The 18,469-nt window shown below is 65.9% G+C and carries 22 protein-coding genes; 9 read left to right on the top strand and 13 right to left on the bottom strand.

Annotation, left to right across the window (positions count from 1 at the left end; translation table 11 throughout):
• Nucleotides 1-158 precede the first annotated feature (158 nt).
• The 4 genes from ACE103_RS04475 to ftsE all read right to left on the bottom strand — a co-directional run bounded on the left by ACE103_RS04475 (nt 159) and on the right by ftsE (nt 3,424).
• The gene (locus ACE103_RS04475; protein WP_375778473.1) at nt 159-920 is read right to left on the bottom strand and encodes a lysophospholipid acyltransferase family protein; all 762 of its coding nucleotides are present in this window, start codon (nt 918-920) and stop codon (nt 159-161) included.
• A 1-nt stretch (nt 921) separates the two neighbouring features.
• The gene (locus tag ACE103_RS04470) at nt 922-1,641 is read right to left on the bottom strand and encodes a YdcF family protein (protein ID WP_375778472.1); all 720 of its coding nucleotides are present in this window, start codon (nt 1,639-1,641) and stop codon (nt 922-924) included.
• A 159-nt stretch (nt 1,642-1,800) separates the two neighbouring features.
• Nucleotides 1,801-2,772 (bottom strand): cell division protein FtsX, encoded by a 972-nt coding sequence (locus ACE103_RS04465; protein ID WP_375778471.1) that lies wholly within the window; start codon nt 2,770-2,772, stop codon nt 1,801-1,803.
• Nucleotides 2,765-3,424, bottom strand: a complete 660-nt coding sequence (ftsE, locus tag ACE103_RS04460; protein WP_021079468.1) for a cell division ATP-binding protein FtsE — start codon at nt 3,422-3,424, stop codon at nt 2,765-2,767. Before ftsE ends, ACE103_RS04465 begins: the two co-directional genes overlap by 8 nt.
• A 166-nt stretch (nt 3,425-3,590) precedes the next feature.
• On the opposite strand from ftsE, the gene ACE103_RS04455 reads away from it, so the two are divergent.
• Both ACE103_RS04455 and ACE103_RS04450 read left to right on the top strand, forming a co-directional pair.
• Nucleotides 3,591-4,454 (top strand): MJ0042-type zinc finger domain-containing protein, encoded by an 864-nt coding sequence (locus tag ACE103_RS04455; RefSeq protein ID WP_375778470.1) that lies wholly within the window; start codon nt 3,591-3,593, stop codon nt 4,452-4,454.
• Nucleotides 4,455-4,491: 37 nt separating this feature from the next.
• Nucleotides 4,492-4,869, top strand: coding sequence for a response regulator (locus ACE103_RS04450; RefSeq protein WP_029079732.1), 378 nt, complete (start codon nt 4,492-4,494; stop codon nt 4,867-4,869).
• A 161-nt stretch (nt 4,870-5,030) separates the two neighbouring features.
• Here ACE103_RS04450 and ACE103_RS04445 read toward each other — a convergent pair whose 3' ends face one another.
• Nucleotides 5,031-7,658: a TIGR02302 family protein gene (locus ACE103_RS04445; protein WP_375778469.1), complete on the bottom strand. Its 2,628-nt coding sequence runs from the start codon at nt 7,656-7,658 to the stop codon at nt 5,031-5,033.
• A 171-nt stretch (nt 7,659-7,829) separates the two neighbouring features.
• Here ACE103_RS04445 and ACE103_RS04440 point away from each other — a divergent pair, with 171 nt between their 5' ends.
• Together ACE103_RS04440 and ACE103_RS04435 are read left to right on the top strand one after the other, a co-directional pair.
• The gene (locus ACE103_RS04440) at nt 7,830-8,213 is read left to right on the top strand and encodes a carboxymuconolactone decarboxylase family protein (protein ID WP_018268955.1); all 384 of its coding nucleotides are present in this window, start codon (nt 7,830-7,832) and stop codon (nt 8,211-8,213) included.
• 97 nt (nt 8,214-8,310) lie between these two features.
• Nucleotides 8,311-9,222 carry an NAD(P)-dependent oxidoreductase gene (locus tag ACE103_RS04435; protein ID WP_375778468.1) on the top strand — a complete coding sequence of 304 codons (912 nt, stop codon included), beginning with the start codon at nt 8,311-8,313 and terminating at the stop codon, nt 9,220-9,222.
• Nucleotides 9,223-9,400: 178 nt separating this feature from the next.
• On the opposite strand, the gene lysA is transcribed toward ACE103_RS04435, so the two are convergent.
• The 3 genes from lysA to argH form a co-directional block, all read right to left on the bottom strand.
• Nucleotides 9,401-10,666 carry a diaminopimelate decarboxylase gene (lysA, locus tag ACE103_RS04430; RefSeq protein ID WP_223974220.1) on the bottom strand — a complete coding sequence of 422 codons (1,266 nt, stop codon included), beginning with the start codon at nt 10,664-10,666 and terminating at the stop codon, nt 9,401-9,403.
• A 16-nt stretch (nt 10,667-10,682) separates the two neighbouring features.
• A complete protein-coding gene (locus tag ACE103_RS04425) occupies nt 10,683-10,952 on the bottom strand; it encodes a lipoprotein (protein ID WP_176533793.1) in 270 nt (89 codons plus the stop codon).
• A gap of 92 nt (nt 10,953-11,044) precedes the next feature.
• On the bottom strand, nt 11,045-12,442 hold the full coding sequence (gene argH, locus ACE103_RS04420; RefSeq protein WP_375778467.1) for an argininosuccinate lyase: 1,398 nt from the start codon (nt 12,440-12,442) through the stop codon (nt 11,045-11,047).
• Between the two features lie 128 nt (nt 12,443-12,570).
• Here argH and ACE103_RS04415 point away from each other — a divergent pair, with 128 nt between their 5' ends.
• On the top strand, nt 12,571-13,251 hold the full coding sequence (locus ACE103_RS04415; RefSeq protein WP_375778466.1) for a TlpA disulfide reductase family protein: 681 nt from the start codon (nt 12,571-12,573) through the stop codon (nt 13,249-13,251).
• Here ACE103_RS04415 and ACE103_RS04410 read toward each other — a convergent pair whose 3' ends face one another.
• The 3 genes from ACE103_RS04410 to ACE103_RS04400 form a co-directional block, all read right to left on the bottom strand.
• Nucleotides 13,252-13,440 (bottom strand): putative motility protein, encoded by a 189-nt coding sequence (locus ACE103_RS04410; RefSeq protein ID WP_092123268.1) that lies wholly within the window; start codon nt 13,438-13,440, stop codon nt 13,252-13,254.
• Nucleotides 13,441-13,508: 68 nt separating this feature from the next.
• Nucleotides 13,509-13,727, bottom strand: a complete 219-nt coding sequence (locus ACE103_RS04405; protein WP_223974227.1) for a helix-turn-helix transcriptional regulator — start codon at nt 13,725-13,727, stop codon at nt 13,509-13,511.
• A 9-nt stretch (nt 13,728-13,736) separates the two neighbouring features.
• Entirely contained in the window at nt 13,737-14,312 is a 576-nt protein-coding gene (locus ACE103_RS04400; protein WP_375778465.1) for a DUF2975 domain-containing protein, read from the bottom strand.
• A gap of 85 nt (nt 14,313-14,397) precedes the next feature.
• On the opposite strand from ACE103_RS04400, the gene ACE103_RS04395 reads away from it, so the two are divergent.
• On the top strand, nt 14,398-14,766 hold the full coding sequence (locus tag ACE103_RS04395) for a chlorophyllide reductase (protein WP_375778464.1): 369 nt from the start codon (nt 14,398-14,400) through the stop codon (nt 14,764-14,766).
• A gap of 22 nt (nt 14,767-14,788) precedes the next feature.
• Here the strand turns inward: ACE103_RS04395 and ACE103_RS04390 are convergent, their stop codons facing one another.
• The gene (locus ACE103_RS04390; protein WP_223974430.1) at nt 14,789-15,646 is read right to left on the bottom strand and encodes a LysR substrate-binding domain-containing protein; all 858 of its coding nucleotides are present in this window, start codon (nt 15,644-15,646) and stop codon (nt 14,789-14,791) included.
• 187 nt (nt 15,647-15,833) lie between these two features.
• On the opposite strand from ACE103_RS04390, the gene ACE103_RS04385 reads away from it, so the two are divergent.
• Genes ACE103_RS04385 through ACE103_RS04375 form a run of 3 tightly spaced genes read left to right on the top strand, consistent with a single transcriptional unit; the run spans nt 15,834 to nt 17,466 of the window.
• Nucleotides 15,834-16,136, top strand: coding sequence for a tautomerase family protein (locus tag ACE103_RS04385; protein WP_375778463.1), 303 nt, complete (start codon nt 15,834-15,836; stop codon nt 16,134-16,136).
• Nucleotides 16,133-17,344, top strand: coding sequence for a pyridoxal phosphate-dependent aminotransferase (locus ACE103_RS04380; protein ID WP_375778462.1), 1,212 nt, complete (start codon nt 16,133-16,135; stop codon nt 17,342-17,344). The genes ACE103_RS04385 and ACE103_RS04380 overlap by 4 nt, the downstream gene beginning before the upstream one ends.
• Entirely contained in the window at nt 17,341-17,466 is a 126-nt protein-coding gene (locus ACE103_RS04375; protein ID WP_375778461.1) for a hypothetical protein, read from the top strand. Before ACE103_RS04380 ends, ACE103_RS04375 begins: the two co-directional genes overlap by 4 nt.
• Before the next feature lie 14 nt (nt 17,467-17,480).
• Here ACE103_RS04375 and ACE103_RS04370 read toward each other — a convergent pair whose 3' ends face one another.
• Complete coding sequence (locus ACE103_RS04370) at nt 17,481-18,362, bottom strand: 3-hydroxybutyryl-CoA dehydrogenase (protein WP_223974232.1); 882 nt, start codon at nt 18,360-18,362, stop codon at nt 17,481-17,483.
• Between the last annotated feature and the right edge of the window lie 107 nt (nt 18,363-18,469).

The raw sequence follows: 18,469 nt of genomic DNA, 5'->3' as shown, positions 1-18,469 counted from the left end.
TGCGCGTCCGTGTCCGGGCGAATACGCTGTCTTCATCTCCCGCCTTGATCGGACCAATGACTATCGGCTTTCGACGCTCGATCGGCGATGATCTGGTTCGCTGATGCATGCCCCCGCGATTCTGTGCAACGGGAGGCCGAGCGTGAACGAGATCGGCCCTACCCCTTTGCCTCGCCCGGCACCCCGCCGAACAATTGCGCCTGCTCGGCGCGGCCGGCGTCAACGATGCGGGTGGTGGCGGTTTCGATCGCCTCGCGCAGGCGGGTCATGAACTCGTCGCGCGGCAGGCCCGGCGGCAGCGGATCGAGGAATTCGACCACCAGCGTGCCGGGATAGCGCATGAAGGTGCGGCGCGGCCAGAACAGACCCGAATTGAGCGCGATCGGCAGGCACGGCACGCCACTCTCGGCATAGATCTGGGCGACGCCGGCCTTGTAGTTCGGCGCAGCGCCGGGTGCGGTGCGGGTGCCTTCCGGGAAGATCACGAGCTGGCGGCCGAGCTTCACCTCGGCTGCCGCGCGCTTGAGCGTCTTGATCAGCGAGCGCGGGCCGCCGCCACGCTCGACCGAGATCATGCCGACCTTATTGAGGTACCAGCCGAACACCGGGATCATCATCAGCTCGCGCTTGAGGATGAACAGCGGATGCTCGAAGAAGCGCACCAGCGCGAACGTCTCCCAGAACGACTGGTGCTTGGAAGCGACGATCAGCGGGCCTTGCGGAATCTTCTCGATGCCGCGGAACTCGATCCTGATGTTGCAGATCACGCGCATCAGGAACAGGCTGGTGTTGGCCCACGCGGCCTCGATCGCCATCATCGCGCCACGCGGCAACAGCAGCGCCGGCAGCGCGACGATGCAGAGCAGCACCAGCACCAGATAGAACAGCACGTTGAAGATCAGCGAGCGCAGGAAAATCATTTCAGTCCTTGTTCGCCTGCGCCGTTGCCGGGCGGCGCGGCGTAGCTGCCGGCTGCTCGGCGAGATCGGAGGTCAGGTCGAGGCCGATATCGGCCAGCCGCACCCGCATCTCCGCAGCGACATATTTGGCGTATTCCGATAGCAAGAGACGGAACGTTCCGCCACTCGTCCACCACGGCTCGTCGCGCCATTTGTCGCCGACGACCGCGAACGGGATCAGCGTGATATCCGGCATCGCATGTGACAGTTCCACGATCGCCCGCGGCATGTGGTAGTTCGAGGTCACCACGATCAGCGACTTGAAGCCGCGTTCGTGCGCCCAGCGCCGCGTCTCCGCCGCATTGCTGCGGGTGTTGACCGCCGAGCGGTCGAGATCGACGCAGCACCGCATCAGCCCCTGGCTGTCCGGCACCGAGCGGGAAATGTCGTTGGCGTCGTTGGTCGGATGCACGCCGGAGATCAGCAGGCGCTTGCCGTAGCCTGCGGCCAACAGCTCCATCGCGTCGGACACCCGCGACGAGCCGCCGGTCAGCACCACGATGCCGTCGGCATTGTGCGGCGGATCGGTCTCGACGCCGCGCAATTGCGACAGGAAGCCGATGAAGCCGACCGCGGCGGCAACGAAGGCAAGCGCCAGCGGCACGACGATGACGACGCGCAGCCAGCCGCGCGGCTGCGCGGCATGGCCTTTCGGCGACGTATCGTCGGGCTCCAAACTCATGTGATGCTGTTATCCTTCCCCCCGGGGATTTTAGAGCATGATGCGCAAAAGTGGAAACCGGTTTTACCCGGCCAAGGCCTTGCGGATGCGCGCGAAATCACACTCCGGCGACGCCCCGCGATCACGAAACCGGCCCCATGATTGCGACGCCACGAGCCGTCAGTCGATGTCGTCGAGCGTGGCGAACAGGGTGCGCCGCGACGCCCATGCTGTGATCGCCGCGATCAGCACCGCCTGCAACGCCAGGACGAGGTAGCCCGACGGACGCAGCGAGAACGTGCCGAGCAGGGCCGCGAACTGGTCGCCCACCGGCGTGCCGGAGAACCAGTTGGCGATCGACTCGGAGAAGCCGAACGCAAGCATCGCCGCGCCGCCGCCGATCAGCCCGCCTTCGAGACCGAGCCGGAGGAAATGCCGCAGGAAGCGGTTGGCGATGAAGCTGTCGCCGGCGCCGACGAAATGCAGCACCTCGACGATCGGACGGTTGGACGCCATCGCGCCGCGGGTCGCGAAGGACACCGAGATGATGGTGGCGATGATCACGAGGATCAGGATGCCGACGCCGGCAAACACCGTGGCGCCGGTCATCGAGCGCATGCGCTCGATCCAGGCGCGGTGATCGTCGACGCTGGCGGTCGGCGCCACCTGCGTCACCCGCGCGCGTAAGCCGGCGAGATCGAGCGTGGTGCCGGGCTGCACCCGCGCCACGATCACGCGCGGCACCGGCAGTTCGTCGATCGAGAGGCCGCTGCCGAGCCACGGCTCCAGCAGCTTGGCGGATTCCTCCTTGCTGAACGGACGGACCTCGAGAATGCCGGACTGCGCCCGCATCGCCTCTAGCGCGGCCTGCGCGTCGCGGTCGAGGTCGCGGCCCGGCGAGGGCCGCACCTGGATGGTGATCTCGCTCGACACTTCCGACTGCCATTCGGCCGCCGACGCACTGACCAGCAGCACGGTGCCTGTGGTCAGCGAGGCGAGGAAGGTCATGATCGCGACCACCGCGACCAGCGCGCGGCCGGAGATCGAGGCGCGCGGCACGATCGGCGACATGTTGCGCGCGGTGGCCGGGACCTGCGGGCGCTCGCGCCCGAGATCGACCAACGACACTTTCTCGTCGCCGCTCCTACTCATAGATGTGCAGCCGTCCCTGATGCAGCACCAGCCGCCGCGCCTCGTATTGATCCATCAATGTAATGTCGTGGGTCGCGATGATAACCGCGGTACCGGATTTGTTGAGCTCGATGAACAACCGCAACAGGCGGCGTCCGAGCGTCGGATCGACGCTGCCGGTCGGCTCGTCCGCCAGCAGCAATTGCGGCCGCGAGATCACCGCGCGCGCGATCGCCGCGCGCTGCTTCTCGCCGCCCGACAGGATCGGCGGCAGCGCATCCATGCGCTCGCCGAGGCCGACCCATTTCAGGAGGTCGATCACCTCGCGGCGATAGGTCGATTCCTCGCGGCCCATCACCCGGAACGGCAGCGCGACGTTCTCATAGGTCGTCATGTGGTCGAGCAGGCGGAAATCCTGCAGCACGATGCCGATGCGCTTGCGCAGGTCGGCGACCTGGTCCTTGCTCAGCAGGGAGACGTCCTTGCCGAACAGATTGACCAGCCCGCGGGTCGGCCGCAGCGACAGGAACAGCAGCCGCAGCAGCGAGGTCTTGCCCGCGCCGGACGGCCCGGTGAGGAACTGGAACGAATGCGCCGGGATCATGAAGGAGAGGTCGCGCAAAATCTCCGGGCCGAGCCCGTAGCGCAGACCGACATTTTCGAACCGAACCAATGCGCTAGCTCCGTTCGAGAGGGCCTGTGGCCCAATACCCAATACTGGCGGCCCGCCGAGCGGCCGCGAACCGCACAGAAAGCTTGTGCGTCGGTTATGGTTTCCGATTCGTTAACGGTCGCTCAGTAGCATCCGGGCATACCACACGGTGGAGATTCGGCTCCATATGCATATCGTTTGCCCGCATTGTACAACATCCTACGCCATCAATCCGGCCACCCTGGGCGAGGCCGGACGCACGGTCCGTTGTTCCCGCTGCCGCGAGGTCTGGCTGGCCCGGCCGGAAGACGCGATCGGGGCGACCGCGCCCACTTTGGCCTACGAGGCCGCCGGCTCCAATCTCGCCGCCGAATGGGACGCGATGGGCCGCGAGGAGGCTGACACGACCCCGATGGTCGAGAGCCCCTCGATTTCGGCCGATTTGCCCGCCGACGGGGACGCCGCCACGGAATGGCCGGCGGTGGCTGAGGCGGATGCCGCCGCCCATGCCGGCACCCAGGACGTCGCTGGGAAGCGCCGCTTCCGCCTGCCGCGGCTGCCCCGCCTGTTCCGCCTGCCTTCGCTGCCCCGGATACCCTTCATGCCGGTGATCGGCGCCCTGCCGACCACCTGCGCCGCGATGGGCGCGCTGATCATTGCGCTGTTCGTCTGGCGCAACGACGTGGTGCGGCTGCTGCCGCAGACCGCACTGTTCTACAAGATGGTCGGGCTCGACGTGAATTTGCGCGGGCTTGCCTTCAAGGACCTCAAGATCACCAACGAGACCGTGGACGGCAAGCCGGTGCTGGTGATCGAGGGCATGATCGTCGGCCAGACCAGGAAGCCGGTCGAATTGCCGCGGCTGCGCTTCTCGGTCCGCGACGCCCAGGGCGCCGAAATCTATGCCTGGAATGCGGTGCTGGAGCAGCCGGTGCTCAATCCCGGCGAACGCGCCTTCTTCAAGTCGCGCCTCGCCTCGCCGCCGCCCGAAGGCCGCAATATCGACGTACGCTTCTTCAACAAGCATGATCTCACCGGCGGCCGCGCCTGAGGCTGACGGCCACCACTTTCGGAAACCGACCATCACCATGACGCGTGTTCTGATCGCCGACGACGAAGACTCGATGCGCTCGCTGGTGGCCCGCGCCATCGCCATGGACGGCCACGAGACCGTGACCGCGCAGGACGGCGCCGAGGCGCTGGAGATGCTGACGCGCGACGAGGGCGCGTTCGACCTCCTGCTCACCGACATCCAGATGCCTGTGATGGACGGCATCGCGCTGGCGCTGACCGCGGCGCGCGATTTCCCGGAGCTGAAGATCCTGCTGATGACCGGCTTCGCCCACCAGCGCGAGCGCGCCTCCGGCCTCGAGGCGATCGTGCACGACGTGGTGACCAAGCCGTTCTCGGTGGCGGATATCCGCACTGCCGTGGCGGATGCGCTGGCGGCAAGGAAGGCGAGCTAGCCGTCATTGCGGGGCGGAGCAGCTCGCCTCACATTCCGTGTCATGCCCCGCGAAAGCGGGGCATCCAGCACGCCGCGGCCTCTCGATTCAATCACTGACGTCTCTGGAATACTGGATCGCCCGGTCGAGCCGGGCGATGACAGCGGAGGGGAATGGCGGGCTCAGTAATCCTTCAGCAGCCGCTCGATGTAGTCGAGCTCGAGCTGCGGGCGTGACGGATCGGCGAGGCGGCGGCGCAGCTCTTCGAGGATGCGGCGGACGCGCTGGACGTCGATCTCGCCGGGGATCTTCACCGTGTAGTCGTCGCCGAATTCGCGGCCATGCAGCGGCCGGCCGAGCGGATCGGTCTGGTTGCCGCCGCTCTGCTGGCGGCCGGCGCGGTTGCCCGGGCCGTCGCCAGGCTGATCGCCGTCGCCCTGCTGCATCGCGTCGGCGAGGCTCTGGGCGCCCTTGCGCAGCGCATCCAGCGCGCGGCCTTGCGAATCCACCGCACCGTCGGCATTGCCCTCGCCGAGCCGCCCGGAGGCATCGCCCATCGCGGAATCGGCCTGGTCGAGCCCGTCGCCGTCATCACCCTGATCGCCGCCCTGGTCGCCCTGCTGGGCCTGGTCGCCCTTTTGGCCTTGCCCCTTCTGGCCCTTCTGGCCGCGCTGCTCCGGACCCATGCCGCGCTTGGCGAGTTCTTCCTGCAGCTTCTTCAGACGATCGCGCAGCGCCTGCTGATCCTGCTGCAGGTCGCCCATCGACTGGTCGCCCTGCTTGCCGCGCATCCGGTCGCGGCGGGAATCCTGGCCCTGCTTGAAGGTCTTGTCGCGCAACTGCTGCTGCTTGCGGATCATGTCGCCGAGCTCGTTGAGCGACTGCTGCATGTCGTCGTCGCCCTGATTGGGCTGCGCCATCTGCAGGTTTTCCAGCATCTGCTGCATCTGCTCGAGTAGCTGCCGCGCCGCGTCCTTGTCGCCGGAGCGCGACAGCCGCTCCATGCGATCGAGCATGTTCTTGAGATCCTGCTGGCTCAGCACCTTGGCATTGGGATCGAGCGGGCGGGCGAGCTGCTGCGGATTGTTGCGGAACTGCTCGACCATCTGGCGCAGGAAATTGTCCAGCGCCGCGCGCAGATTGTCGGTGAGCTTCTTGATCTCCTCGTCGCTCGCGCCGCGCTCCAGCGCCTGCTTGAGCGCGTCCTGCGCCGCGCGCAGCGCCTTGTCGACGTCACTGATGTTGCCGTCCTCGATGGTGACGGCGAGCGCCCACAGGCTGGCGACGACCTCGCGCAGCTGGTCGTCGGTGCGCGCCGCCTCGAGCTGGCGGCTCACGGTGTGGAGGCCGAGGTAATAGCCGGTTTCCGGCATGAACATTTCCGGCGCGATCATCAGCGCGTCGAGCGCGACGTAGACCTGGCCGTTCTGGTTGGCATCGAGCGCCAGGATACGGCGCTGCTCGATCAGCGCCCGCGCCAGGGGCTTGGTGAACAGCCGCTCGGGCAGCCGCATGTTGAACGGCTCGCTCTTGCCCTCATTGCCGGCCTCGTCCTTGGCGGTCAGCGTCAGCGTTACGTCGGCGCCGGCGTAAGGATCCTCGCTGAGATCCTTGACGGTCTGGCCGACGCCATTGCGGGTGCGCGCATTCGGCAGCACCAGCGGAAATTGCGGCGGCTCGAACAGCGGACGCGGCTGCGCGGCCTTGCCGTCGGCATCCTTTGACGCTTCCTTGGGCGCATCAGCCGGCCGCGCTGCGAACTGCGCGCGGGCTTCGGTGACGCCGTAATCGTCCTCGAGCTTGTAGGACATCTGCAGGGCGCCGCGCGCCTGCCGCTCCGGATCCTTGGCGAGCGCAATCGACGGCGGGCGGTCCGGCGTCGCGGTGAACTTCCACTGCGGCTGGCCGGCCGGAGCGCGGACATGCGCGGTGCCGTCGCCGGTGATCTTGAAATGCCGCTCATTGGTGCCCTTGGGCGCCTGCCCCTCCGGCGCAACCTCGGCGACGCCGCCGCCGACCACGACGTCGATGGTGCCGCCGCTGGAGCGCACCAGCAGCGTGCTGCCGGCCGGAACCGCAAGCGGGGTGGCGTCGGCCGCGTTGGCATCCTTGTTGGCGTTGGACAGGATGATTGGCGGCTTGCCGGTGTAGTTCGGCGGCGTCACCCAGGCGTCGACCCGGACATTGGCCGGCGCCATGATGCCGTTCCAGTCGAACGCGGAGGCGACCCGCAAACCGCGCTCGTCGCCGGCGGCGACATAGGTCGCGACCAGCATCACGATGACCAGCGCGCGCAGCGCCCAGGGGTCGTGCAGCGAGACCCGCGGCCGCGGCAGGCCGGCGCGGATGCGCTTGATCGAGGCCAGCGTGCGCTCGCGCTGCGCCTGCCATAGCGCCAGCGCGAACGGATCCTTGTTGGTGAGCGTGTCGGAAAGCGTGGTCGCGGGGCGATGGCGGACGCCGGCGCCGCGGTCGAGCCGGCTCAGGCCCTCCTCGCGGCTCGGCCAGCGGAAGCGCAGCAGCGGCGCCAGCACCGCGAGCCCGGCAATGCCGAACAGGGCGGCGCCGGCCACGCGTGCGGCAAACGGCAGCACCAGCCACAGCCCGGCCCAGGACGCGACCAGGAACAGGCCGGCGACCGTCAGGAACCGCGCCAGATGCGGCCACGCCCGTTCCCACGCAATCGCGAATATTGCCCGCTGCAGAGCCTCGGTCAGCTTCAATTGCGTCAGCTTCAGCCGCGCGTCGGCGTCGCTGTCGTTGACGGCGCGTGACGGGTTCTCAGACGGGTCGATGTTGGCTCCGCTCAATAAAATCTCCGGGGCAGCCGGCAGGTCACCCTAGCACAGCGGCGGCTTTGAGGCACCCGTTCCGCGACGTAACCCACACCGGGAAATACGCATAACACGAAGGCGTGACTGCGGCGGTTCGACCCCGTAACGTCCCGGCCGAACCAACGCCTAAACGCATGAGGAAACGACATGGACCAGAAGACGCACGACAAGGGGCTCGAAATCCGCAAGGCGGTGCTCGGCGAGGCCTATGTCAACAATGCGCTGAAGAATTCGGACAGCTTCAACAAGCCGTTCCAGGAACTGGTCACGGAATATTGCTGGGGCGCGGTCTGGGGGCGCGAGGAATTGCCGCGCAAGACGCGCAGCATGCTCAACCTCGCCATGATCTCGATCCTGAACCGGCCGCACGAACTGAAGGCGCACATCAAGGGCGCGCTGACCAACGGCGTGTCGCGCGACGAGATCCGCGAGATCTTCATGCAGGTCTCGATCTACGCCGGCATCCCGGCTGGCGTCGACAGCTTCCGCATCGCGCGCGAGGTGTTCGCCGAACTCGACAACAAGGCGTGAGGCGCGGCTGCTCCGCATCGTCGTCCCGGCGAAAGCCCGGACGACATCGAATGTGGGGCCCGCGGCTCGGCACATAAGGACGCAGAGGAAACGACATATGGAAATCGGATTCATCGGCCTCGGGAAGATGGGCTTCCCGATGGCGCGCCGGCTGATCGAGGCCGGCCACAAGCTCACGGTGTTCGACACGAGCAAGGACGCGCGCGACAGGCTGGTTGCGCTCGGCGCCGCGGCCGCGACGTCGCCGAAGGACATCGCCGACCGCGTCGAGACCGTGATGGCGAGCCTGCCCTCGCTGCAGGCCTCGCTCGAGGTCGCGACCGGCGCCGGCGGCGTGATCGAGGGCACGCGCGTCAAGCGCTTCATCGATCTCTCCACGGTCGGATCGCAGATGGCGGTGAAGATCCACGATCTCCTTGCCAAGAAGAACATCGTGCAGATCGACAGCCCGGTCTCCGGCGGCGTCTCCGGCGCCGAGAAGGGTACGCTGGCGGTGATGGTGTCGGGCCCGCGCGCCGATTTCGAGCTGGTGAAGGCCGCGCTCGACGTCATCGGCAAGGTGTTCTTCATCGGCATCAAGCCGGGCTCCGGCCAGACCATGAAGCTCGCCAACAACTTCCTGTCGGCGACCGCGATGGTCGCAACCTCGGAAGCGGTGGTGATGGGCGTGAAGTCCGGGCTCGATCCGGCCGTGATGATTGACGTGATCAACGCAGGCTCGGGGATGAACACCGCGAGCCGCGACAAGTTTCCGCGTTCGGTGCTGCCGCGCAGCTTCGACTTCGGCTTCGCCACCGGCCTGATGGTGAAGGACGTGCGGCTTGCTGTCGAGGAAATGCGCTCGCTCGGGCTGTCGATGGAAGTCGCCGAAGCGGTCGGCCGGCTCTGGGAAGTCATCATCCGCGACGAGGGACCGGACTCGGATTTCACCGCGGCGATCAAGCCGATCGAGAAGGCCGCGGGCGTGATCGTCGGCGGCAGCAAGGGCGGCAGTCACGCCGCGAAGTAACGCTGTCGAAAATAGCGCTGTCGTCCCGGGCAAGCGAAGCGCGACCTGGGACCCATAACCACAGGGTTTCGTGGCTTGGCCGAGCTGGAGCCTCAGCTCAATACGACAATCAAGAACGGTGGTTATGGGTCCCTGCTTTCGCAGGGACGACACCGTTAGTGAGGCGCGATGCCGGCCATCACAGCCACGGCGCGGGCTTGTCCATCGCGATCAGCGCTTCGACGTCGATGCGCGGGCGGACGACGGCGTACTGGTCGTCCTTGACCAGCACTTCCGGCACCAGTGCCCGCGTATTGTAGGTGCCGGCCTGCACCGCGCCATAGGCGCCGGCGGTCATGATCGCCAGGAGATCGCCGGCCTTCGGCTGCGGCAGCGAACGGTCGAGCGCGAGATAGTCGCCGGTCTCGCAGACCGGGCCGACCACGTCGGCGACCATGGTCGGTGTGCCCTGCGCAGGCTGGCGCACCGGCAGGATGTCGTGATGCGCCTCATACAGCGTCGGCCGGATCAGGTCGTTCATCGCGGCGTCGATGATCACGAAGTTTTTGGCATCGCCCGGCTTCACATGGATCACGCGGGTGACGAGGATTCCGGCATTGCCGACAATCAGCCGGCCCGGCTCGAACATCAGCGTGCAGCCGAGATTATGCGTAACGCGCTTGACCATAGCGGCATAGGCCGCCGGCGCCGGCGGGGCAGCGCGATCCATGTAGTAGGGAATGCCGAGGCCGCCGCCGAAATCGACATGCGAGATGTCGTGGCCGTCGGCGCGCAGCGTCTGCACGAATTCGGCGAGCAGCCGGAACGCCGCTTCCAGCGGGCCGAGATCGGTGATCTGGCTGCCGATATGCACGTCGGTGCCTGTCACCTTGATGCCCGGCAGCTTCGCCGCGCGGGCATAGACTTCGCGGGCGCGCGCGATCGGAATGCCGAACTTGTTCTCCGACTTGCCGGTTGAGATCTTGGCGTGGGTGCCGGCATCGACGTCGGGATTGACCCGCACCGAGATGCGCGCGGTCGTCTTCATCTCGACCGCAAGGCGCGACAGCATCTCGAGCTCGGGCTCGGACTCGATATTGATGCAGAGGATGTCGGCGGCGAGCGCGGCGCGCAGCTCGCCCTCGGTCTTGCCGACGCCGGAGAACAGGATCTTCGACGGCGGAATGCCGGCCGCGAGCGCCCGCTTCAACTCTCCGCCGGACACCACGTCGGCGCCGGCGCCGAGCTTGGCCAGCGTGCGCAGCACCGACTGGTTGGAGTTGGCCTTCATCGCGTAGCAGACCAGCGCCTTCTCACCGGCAAAGGCCTCGGTGAAGACGCGGTAGTGCCGCTCCAGCGTCGCGGTCGAATAGCAATAGAACGGCGTGCCGACGGCCTCCGCCAGTCCAATGAGATTGACCGCCTCGGCATGCAGCACGCCGTTGCGATAGTCGAAATGGTTCATGACACGCTTTTAGATATTAGTTGCCGAGCAAGGGATCGAGAACGAAAGACCGTTTATTGCCTTTCGAGGCGGCCGGCGCTGCATCCGAGCCATAGGTCGGATTGAACACGCTGGGCTGAGCCGCCCGCTCGCTCTCGGTGTCGCCCGGTGCGGCGGTCGGCGCGGCGTTCGCGGTCGGCGGCAGGTCGAGCGGTCCCTTGCGGCCGCAGCCGCCGAGCGCAAGCGTTGCAGCGCTCAGCACAATGATGGCCCATCCCGAGGGGGTCAGGCGGTTCTTGCTAATCACGACGAATTCCCCAATTTGGGCGGCACCATACAAACATTGGCGTGCTCTGGCGAGAGGCGGAGCGCCATGAAATCACGACCAAATTTTCCGGATCAGCCCAATTTTCGCTCTTTTTCCAGCCGCTTGGCCCAGGCTTTGGCCTGGGCCATCACATTCTTCGGCGCCGTGCCGCCGAACGAGGTCCGGCTCTTGACCGAGGATTCGGCGCTGAGCACCTTCAGCGCCTCTGCCGTAATCTTCGGCTCGACCTCCTGCATGGCTTTGAGCGGCAGCTCGTGCAGCGCCACACCCTGTGCCGAGGCCAGGCCGACGATGCGCCCGGTCACGTGGTGGGCGTCGCGGAACGGCATTTTCAGGGTACGCACCAGCCAGTCGGCGAGGTCAGTCGCGGTGGCATAGCCCTCGCCGGCCGCGGCCTTCATCTTCGCCTCGTCCGGCACCAGATCCTCGACCATGCCGGTCATGGCGCGGATCGCGAGCGACAGCGCCTCGAACGCCTCCATGGCCCCCTGCTTGTCCTCCTGCATGTCCTTTTGATAGGCGAGCGGCAGGCCCTTCATCACGATCAGGAGCGCAGTGAGCGCACCGATCACGCGGCCGGTCTTGGCGCGCACGAGTTCGGCGGCGTCCGGGTTGCGCTTCTGCGGCATGATCGAGGAGCCGGTCGTGAACTTGTCGCTGAGCTTGACGAGACCGACCAGCGGCGAGGTCCAGATCACGATCTCCTCGGCGAAGCGCGACATGTGCACCGCGCAGATCGCGGCCGCCGACAGCGTTTCCAGCACGAAATCGCGGTCGGACACCGCGTCGAGCGAATTGGCCATCGGCCGGTCGAAACCGAGCGCCCTGGCGGTCGCAGTGCGGTCGATCGGAAACGAGGTGCCGGCGAGCGCCGCCGCACCGAGCGGCGATTCGTTCAGCCGCTTGCGCGCGTCGGCAAAGCGGCCGCGGTCGCGGCCGGCCATCTCGACATAGGCCAGGAGATGATGACCGAAGGTCACAGGCTGCGCAGTCTGCAGATGGGTGAAGCCCGGCATCACGGTTCCGGCATGCTCCAGCGCGCGGGCGACCAGCGCCTGCTGGAACGCGGCCAGCGCCGCATTTGTCTCGTCGATGGTGTCGCGGACGTAGAGCCGGAAATCGGTCGCGACCTGGTCGTTGCGCGAGCGCGCGGTGTGCAGCCGGCCCGCCGCGGGCCCGATCAATTCGGACAGCCGCGACTCGACATTCATATGGATGTCCTCGAGCGCGCGCTTGAAATCGAAATCGCCCTTGCCGATCTCTGACAAAATCGTGTCTAGACCTTTGCCGATATTTTTCGCATCAGCTGAGGTGATGATGCCCTGCGCAGCGAGCATCGCGGCGTGGGCCTTGGACGCGGCAATGTCCTGGGCGTAAAGGTGACGGTCGACGTCGATGGAGACGTTGATTTCCTCCATGATGGCGTCGGGACGCTCCGAGAACCGGCCGCCCCACATCTTGTTGCTCATGACATCTCGCTCACGAATTTGTATTTCAGGCCGTGCTGTTTCTTTGGCCGTAGTGGCGAAACAGCATGGCGGTTCCGGACGTATTCCCGGCACTGCATAGCCATATCTGACCCAGGATGACAAACGATATGCCCGAGACGACCCCATCCGAACCGACCGCCAAGCCGACGGCCAAATGGCGCATCCCGCTGGTGATCGGCGCCGTGCTGGCCGGGGCCGTGATCGGCTATATCGGGGTCTCCGGCCTCAGGCATCCCGCCGGCGGCGATATCGCCTGCAACAGCGCGGTGGATCTGGCCAAGAAGATCGCCCCGCTCGCCCATGGCGAGGTCGCGGCGCTGACCATGGCGACCACGCCCTTGAGGCTGCCCGACCTGACCTTCGAGGACGCCAACGGCCAGCCCAAGAAACTCTCGGACTGGCGCGGCAAGACCGTGCTGGTCAATCTGTGGGCGACCTGGTGCGTGCCGTGCCGCAAGGAAATGCCGGCGCTCGACAGCCTGCAGACCAAGCTCGGCGGCAAGGATTTCGAGGTGGTCGCGATCAACATCGACACCCGCGACCCGGACAAGCCGAAGAACTTCCTGAAGGAAGCCAATCTGACCAATCTCGGTTATTTCAGCGACCAGAAAGCCAAGGTCTTTCAGGATCTTAAGAACATAGGCAAGGCGCTGGGCATGCCGACCTCGGTGCTGGTCGACGGCAAGGGCTGCGAAATCGCCAATATCGCCGGTCCCGCCGAATGGGCGAGCGACGATGCGATCAAGCTGGTGAAGGCGGCGCTAGCCCCGGCCGCGGCAGGATTCTGATCAGGCGACGGCGTTGAGGTTACCGCCGACGCCGGGACCCAGATTGGCGGTCGACGGCGTGCCGAGCAGGGTCTGAACCGCGAACTTTTCCGCATCGAGGTTCTGCTTGGTCACGCGGGTCGCGATCTGACCCTGCAAATTGCCCTGCTGCATCGACAGGATGCTCGACACCATGCTCATCATGTCCATACGCGGCACTCCCAAACTTGCCTTTGCGTAGCGCGCGAAAGTTAATGCTTGGGTAACGCATGGCCGCGTCAGGCTGACGCATCGTCGCCCTCATGGCGCAACAGATCGCCGGGCTGGCACTTCAGATAGGTGCAGATCCGTTCCAGCGTATCGAACCTGACGCCCTTCACCTTGCCCTGCTTGAGCAGGGACAGATTGGCCTCAGTGATCCCGACAAATTCGGCGAGCTCCTTCGATTTCACGTTGCGCTCGGCGAGCATCACGTTGAGCCGGACCCGGATCGGCATCGCAACGCCTCAGACGAACTGCGCGTGTTCGTCAGCGATCGCATTGGCTTCGGCCATCACCCAGGCCGTCACCGCAACCAGACCCGCGAACAGCAGCGCCAGCAGCGTGTCGGAACCGAGCGCGATGACGACGGACTTGCCCTGCGCGTAGGTTTGCCAGCTCAGCAGGATTGAAAGCAGCGCGCCGATCACCGGCTTCAGCAAGGTCGAGAGCAGCATCGCGATCGCGAGGTCACGCAACCCCGCGACGTTTGCCGCCGTGAAGAAGCGGCCCTGCGCGAACGAGGTGAAAGCGCAGCGCACACGCGACAAGCCCCAGATCAGACAGGCGAGCGGCAACGCCGAGATCAACAGACCCATCAGGCGAACGAGCCAGCCGATCGGGTGGAACGCGATGCCGGTCAGGCCTGCATCACGCAGGATCGCCTCATCCGGGCTCGCCAGCCAGTAGGCCAGCAATCCGACCGCGAGCACGAACGAGATGCCGGTGCAGGCATAAGCGAGCACGCGGCTAAGCGCGCGGATACGTTCGAGGCGGGCCGGCCGCGCGGATGGGGAAAGGTCTGACGAGAGGGACGCGGACATGGCTCAACCTCGGGATTGCTGATCTAATATTATTGTTTTACGATAATTAATATCTGCAAGTCAACCTGCCTCAGGAGATGAGATTATGCTCGTTCGTCCCGCTCACGCGATCTGCGCCGTTCTTCTCCTGACGACAGCGGCGCATGCGCAGCCCTCGACGCCGCGCGGACAGATCTCGGTCGCACAGGTCAGGGCCATGCTGGACCAGGCCGCGACCAATCCGACCGTGCGCCAGACACTGACGGCCTATCTGGCCGGCACCGGCGAAACCGCCGGCTGGCTGCTCGATGCCGCGCGCGGCCAGCCGCCCTGCGCCCGGCGGCTGACACTCGACGCGCAGCAGGCGCGTGACGCGATCGCAAGCGCGGCGGCCACGGCAGCGACCGAGACGCCGGCCACGCCGCTGATCATCCGTGACATGCTCAAGCGCGCGGGATGTCGCCTGACAGATTGAGGAGCGGCGAATGTTTGCGCGGTCAGGCCGCGTTCGCGGCGAAGGCCGCGCCGAGGGTGCGCAGCGCCTGCCGTGTCCGCGCATCCGACAGCTTGGAGTGAAGCATGACGTCGCGGGACGGCAATGGCGGCAGGCCAAGTCGCGGCCCGAGGTCGACGGTGTCCGCCGGCGCCACCCGGCGCGCCAGCGCGGCGACGGCGAGGCCTGCGGATATCGCAGCGCCGATGGTCGAAAGCCCGCCACCGACGAACGCCTCGGTCCAGGCGATGCCGGCAGCGTCGAGCGTTTCAACCGCCATGGCGCGCACGCTGCAAGGCTCGGCTTGCGTCGCCAGGCGCAGCGGCTCGCCGGGCCGATGGTGAAAATCCGGCGCGGCCATCCAGCCGAAGGGTTCTTCGAACAGCACGTCGCCGTCGCGGCGCTTGGCATCGTGGCGCAGCACGATCGCAGCGTCGAGCCTGCCGTCGTCGAATGCGCTGAGCACTGAGCGCGACGTATCGACATGCAGCTGAATCACCAGTCCGGGATCGGTGGTGTTCATCCGCTTCAACAGTGAGGCCAGTTCCGATCCGACTATGTGGTGGCTGATGCCGACGACAAGCCGGCGGTGCTCGACCGCAAACGACCCGAGCGCCGATTGATGCGCGGCTACCAGATTGCGCGCCGCGCCGAGGAAGGCAGTGCCCTCCGCCGACAGCCGAACCAGCCGCGGCGTCCGCTCCAGCAGCCGGCGGCCGAGCCCATCTTCCAGCCGCCTGATCTTCAGGCTGACCGCGGACTGCGTGGTCTCCATGACCTGCGCCGCGCGCGTGAAGCTGCTGAGGTCGGCCACCAGGACAAAGGCCTGCACCGCCTCGACGTCGAGCGCTTTCATGATCATCCATTTAAAAATGAAATCATTGAAATACATTACCTTACCATTTTTCAATGATCAACGAACTCCTAGGATCAGCGCAGTCAACGATTGCCACCAGGAAACAACATCATGCCGCCTGACCCGCGTCTCACTGCGACGGGGCAAGCCCGCCGCCTACCGCAAGGCCATTCTCGAGAGCCTCTATCGCGCGATGCGCGAGACCTTCGATGTGCCGGAAGGCGATCGCTTCATGACGATCTCCGAGCACGATGACGACGATTTCGTCTATGGCGCGGCCTATCTCGGCATCAGGCGCAGCGACGATCTGGTCATCATCCAGATCACGGTCAGCAACACCCGCCCGGTGACGCAGAAACAGAAGCTCTATCGACGGATCGCCGAACGGCTGACGGAGAGTCCCGGCCTGCGCACTGAAGACATCTTCATCAATCTGGTCGAAGTGCTTCCGGAGAACTGGTCGTTCGGCAACGGCGAGGCGCAGTACGTCCGATGACCGCGACACCGATCCTCTCGCCGCGCATGAGCGGCATCAAGGCCTCACCCGCATCAGTGCTGCGGCGCCGCGCCCGTGAACTGCGCGCCGTCGGGCGCGACATCATCGAGCTGTCGTCGGGCAATCTGGACTTCCCGACACCCGACCATGTGATCGCGGCGGCGCATGAAGCGGCCTTGCGCGGCGAAACCCGTTACACCGATGTCGACGGCACGCCTGAGCTGAAGCGGGCGGTGCAGGCCGCGCTGCTGCGCGACCATCATCTCGACTATCGACCGGACGAGATCGTCATCACCAACGGCTCGACGCAAGCGCTATTCAACGCGCTGCTGGCGACGCTGGCGCCTGAAGACGAGGTGATCATCCCCGCGCCGTATTGGGCGCCGTATCTCGATCAGGTGCGGCTGGCGGGCGCAACGCCAGTGGTCGTGCCGTGCGCGCAGAACAACGGCTTCAAGCTGCGCGCCGAGGATCTGCGGGCGGCGATATCGGCGCGGACACGCTGGATCGTGATCAACAATCCAGTCAATCCTTCGGGTGCAGTCTATTCGACGGAGGATCTGGCTGGGATCGCGGCGATCCTCTTGCAGCATCCGGACATCTGGGTACTTGCCGATGGGCTCTACGAGCACATCGTGTTCGATGGTCGACCTGCGCCGACGCTTGCGGAGATCGAACCGCGCCTGAAGCCGCGGACGCTGACCGTCAGCGGCCTCGCGAAGAGCTACGCCATGACGGGCTGGCGCATCGGCTATGCCGCCGGACCATCGGCGCTGATCCGCGCGATGATCGCGATCCAGTCGCAGACCACGTCGGGCGCGTCGTCGATCAGCCAGGCCGCCGCGGTGGCCGCCCTCGAGGGCGCGCAGGATGTGCTGGCCGAGCGCGCCGCCATCCTTCGCACGAGACGTGATCGCTTTGCCGAACTCGTGAACGGATGCGCCGGGCTCTCCTGCACGCCGCCCGAAGGCACGTTCTATCTGCTGGTCAATTGCGCCGGCGTGATCGGCAAGCGCGCGCCCGACGGCAAGCTGATTGCGACCGACCGCGATTTTGCGACTTACCTGCTTGAACACGCCGATCTGGTGGTGTTTCCCGGCGAGGATCTCGGGCTGTCACCCTATATCCGCCTCAGCTTCGCCAACCCGTCATCGATCATCGAGGAGGCCGGCAGGCGGCTGAAGCGCGCCTGCGAGGCGCTGCAATGACGGCGCACAAACAAAGCCAGCGCCTGGCGCTAACCGCGCATCTGCTCGGACTTGGAGTTGGTGTGACGATGATTGCAGGTCTCGTGCCCGCGACGCTTGCGCTGTTGCGGGCGCTGATCTGACGAGAGGGCGCGAATTACCGCGTCGGGACCGGCTTGTCGCCGCGGTAGTCATAGAAGCCGCGCTGGGACTTGCGTCCGAGCCAGCCGGCTTCGACATACTTCACCAGCAGCGGGCACGGCCGATACTTGGAGTCGGCGAGCCCCTCATGCAGCACCTGCATGATCGACAGGCAGGTGTCGAGGCCGATGAAATCGGCGAGCTCGAGCGGCCCCATCGGATGGTGCGCGCCGAGCTTCATCGCGGCATCGATCGCCTCGACGTTGCCGACGCCCTCATACAGCGTGTAGATCGCCTCGTTGATCATCGGCAGCAGAATGCGGTTGACGATGAAGGCCGGGAAATCCTCCGACACCGCGACCTGCTTGCCGAGCTTGGCGACGAACGCCTTGGCAGTGTCGAAGGTCACATCGTCGGTGGCGATGCCGCGGATCAGCTCGACCAGCTCCATCGCCGGCACCGGATTCATGAAATGAATGCCGATGAATTTCTCCGGGCGGTCGGTCGAGGCAGCGAGCCTTGTGATCGAGATCGAGGACGAGTTGGTCGCGACGATCGCTTCCGGCTTCAGCACCGCACAGACGTCGTGGAAGATCTTGCGCTTGGTCTCTTCCTTCTCGACCGCGGTCTCGATCACCAGATCGCAATCGGCGAGCGCATCGATGGTCTCGGCGGAGGCGATGCGGTCGAGCGCCTGCTTGCGCTCGCCTTCGCTGATCCCCTTCTTGGCGACCTGGCGGGTCAGATTGCCGTTGATGGTCGCCAGCGCCGACTTCAGCCGGTCGGCGGAGACGTCATTGAGCACCACGTCGAAACCGGCCAGCGCCGCCACATGGGCAATACCATTGCCCATCTGGCCCGAACCGATCACGCCGACCTTCTTGATTGCCACCGTCATCTTGTCATCCACCGGAACGGCGCGCATGTCGCGCCTGCCCAATTCCAACGATACCCGAAGTGAAGCCTTCCGGGTTGCCCAATCCGCCGGAAAACGTTTCCCGGGAC

The sequence above is a fragment of the Bradyrhizobium sp. ma5 genome (assembly GCF_042258955.1).
Lineage (GTDB): Bacteria > Pseudomonadota > Alphaproteobacteria > Rhizobiales > Xanthobacteraceae > Bradyrhizobium.
This window is presented reverse-complemented; position numbering and strand designations above follow the sequence as displayed.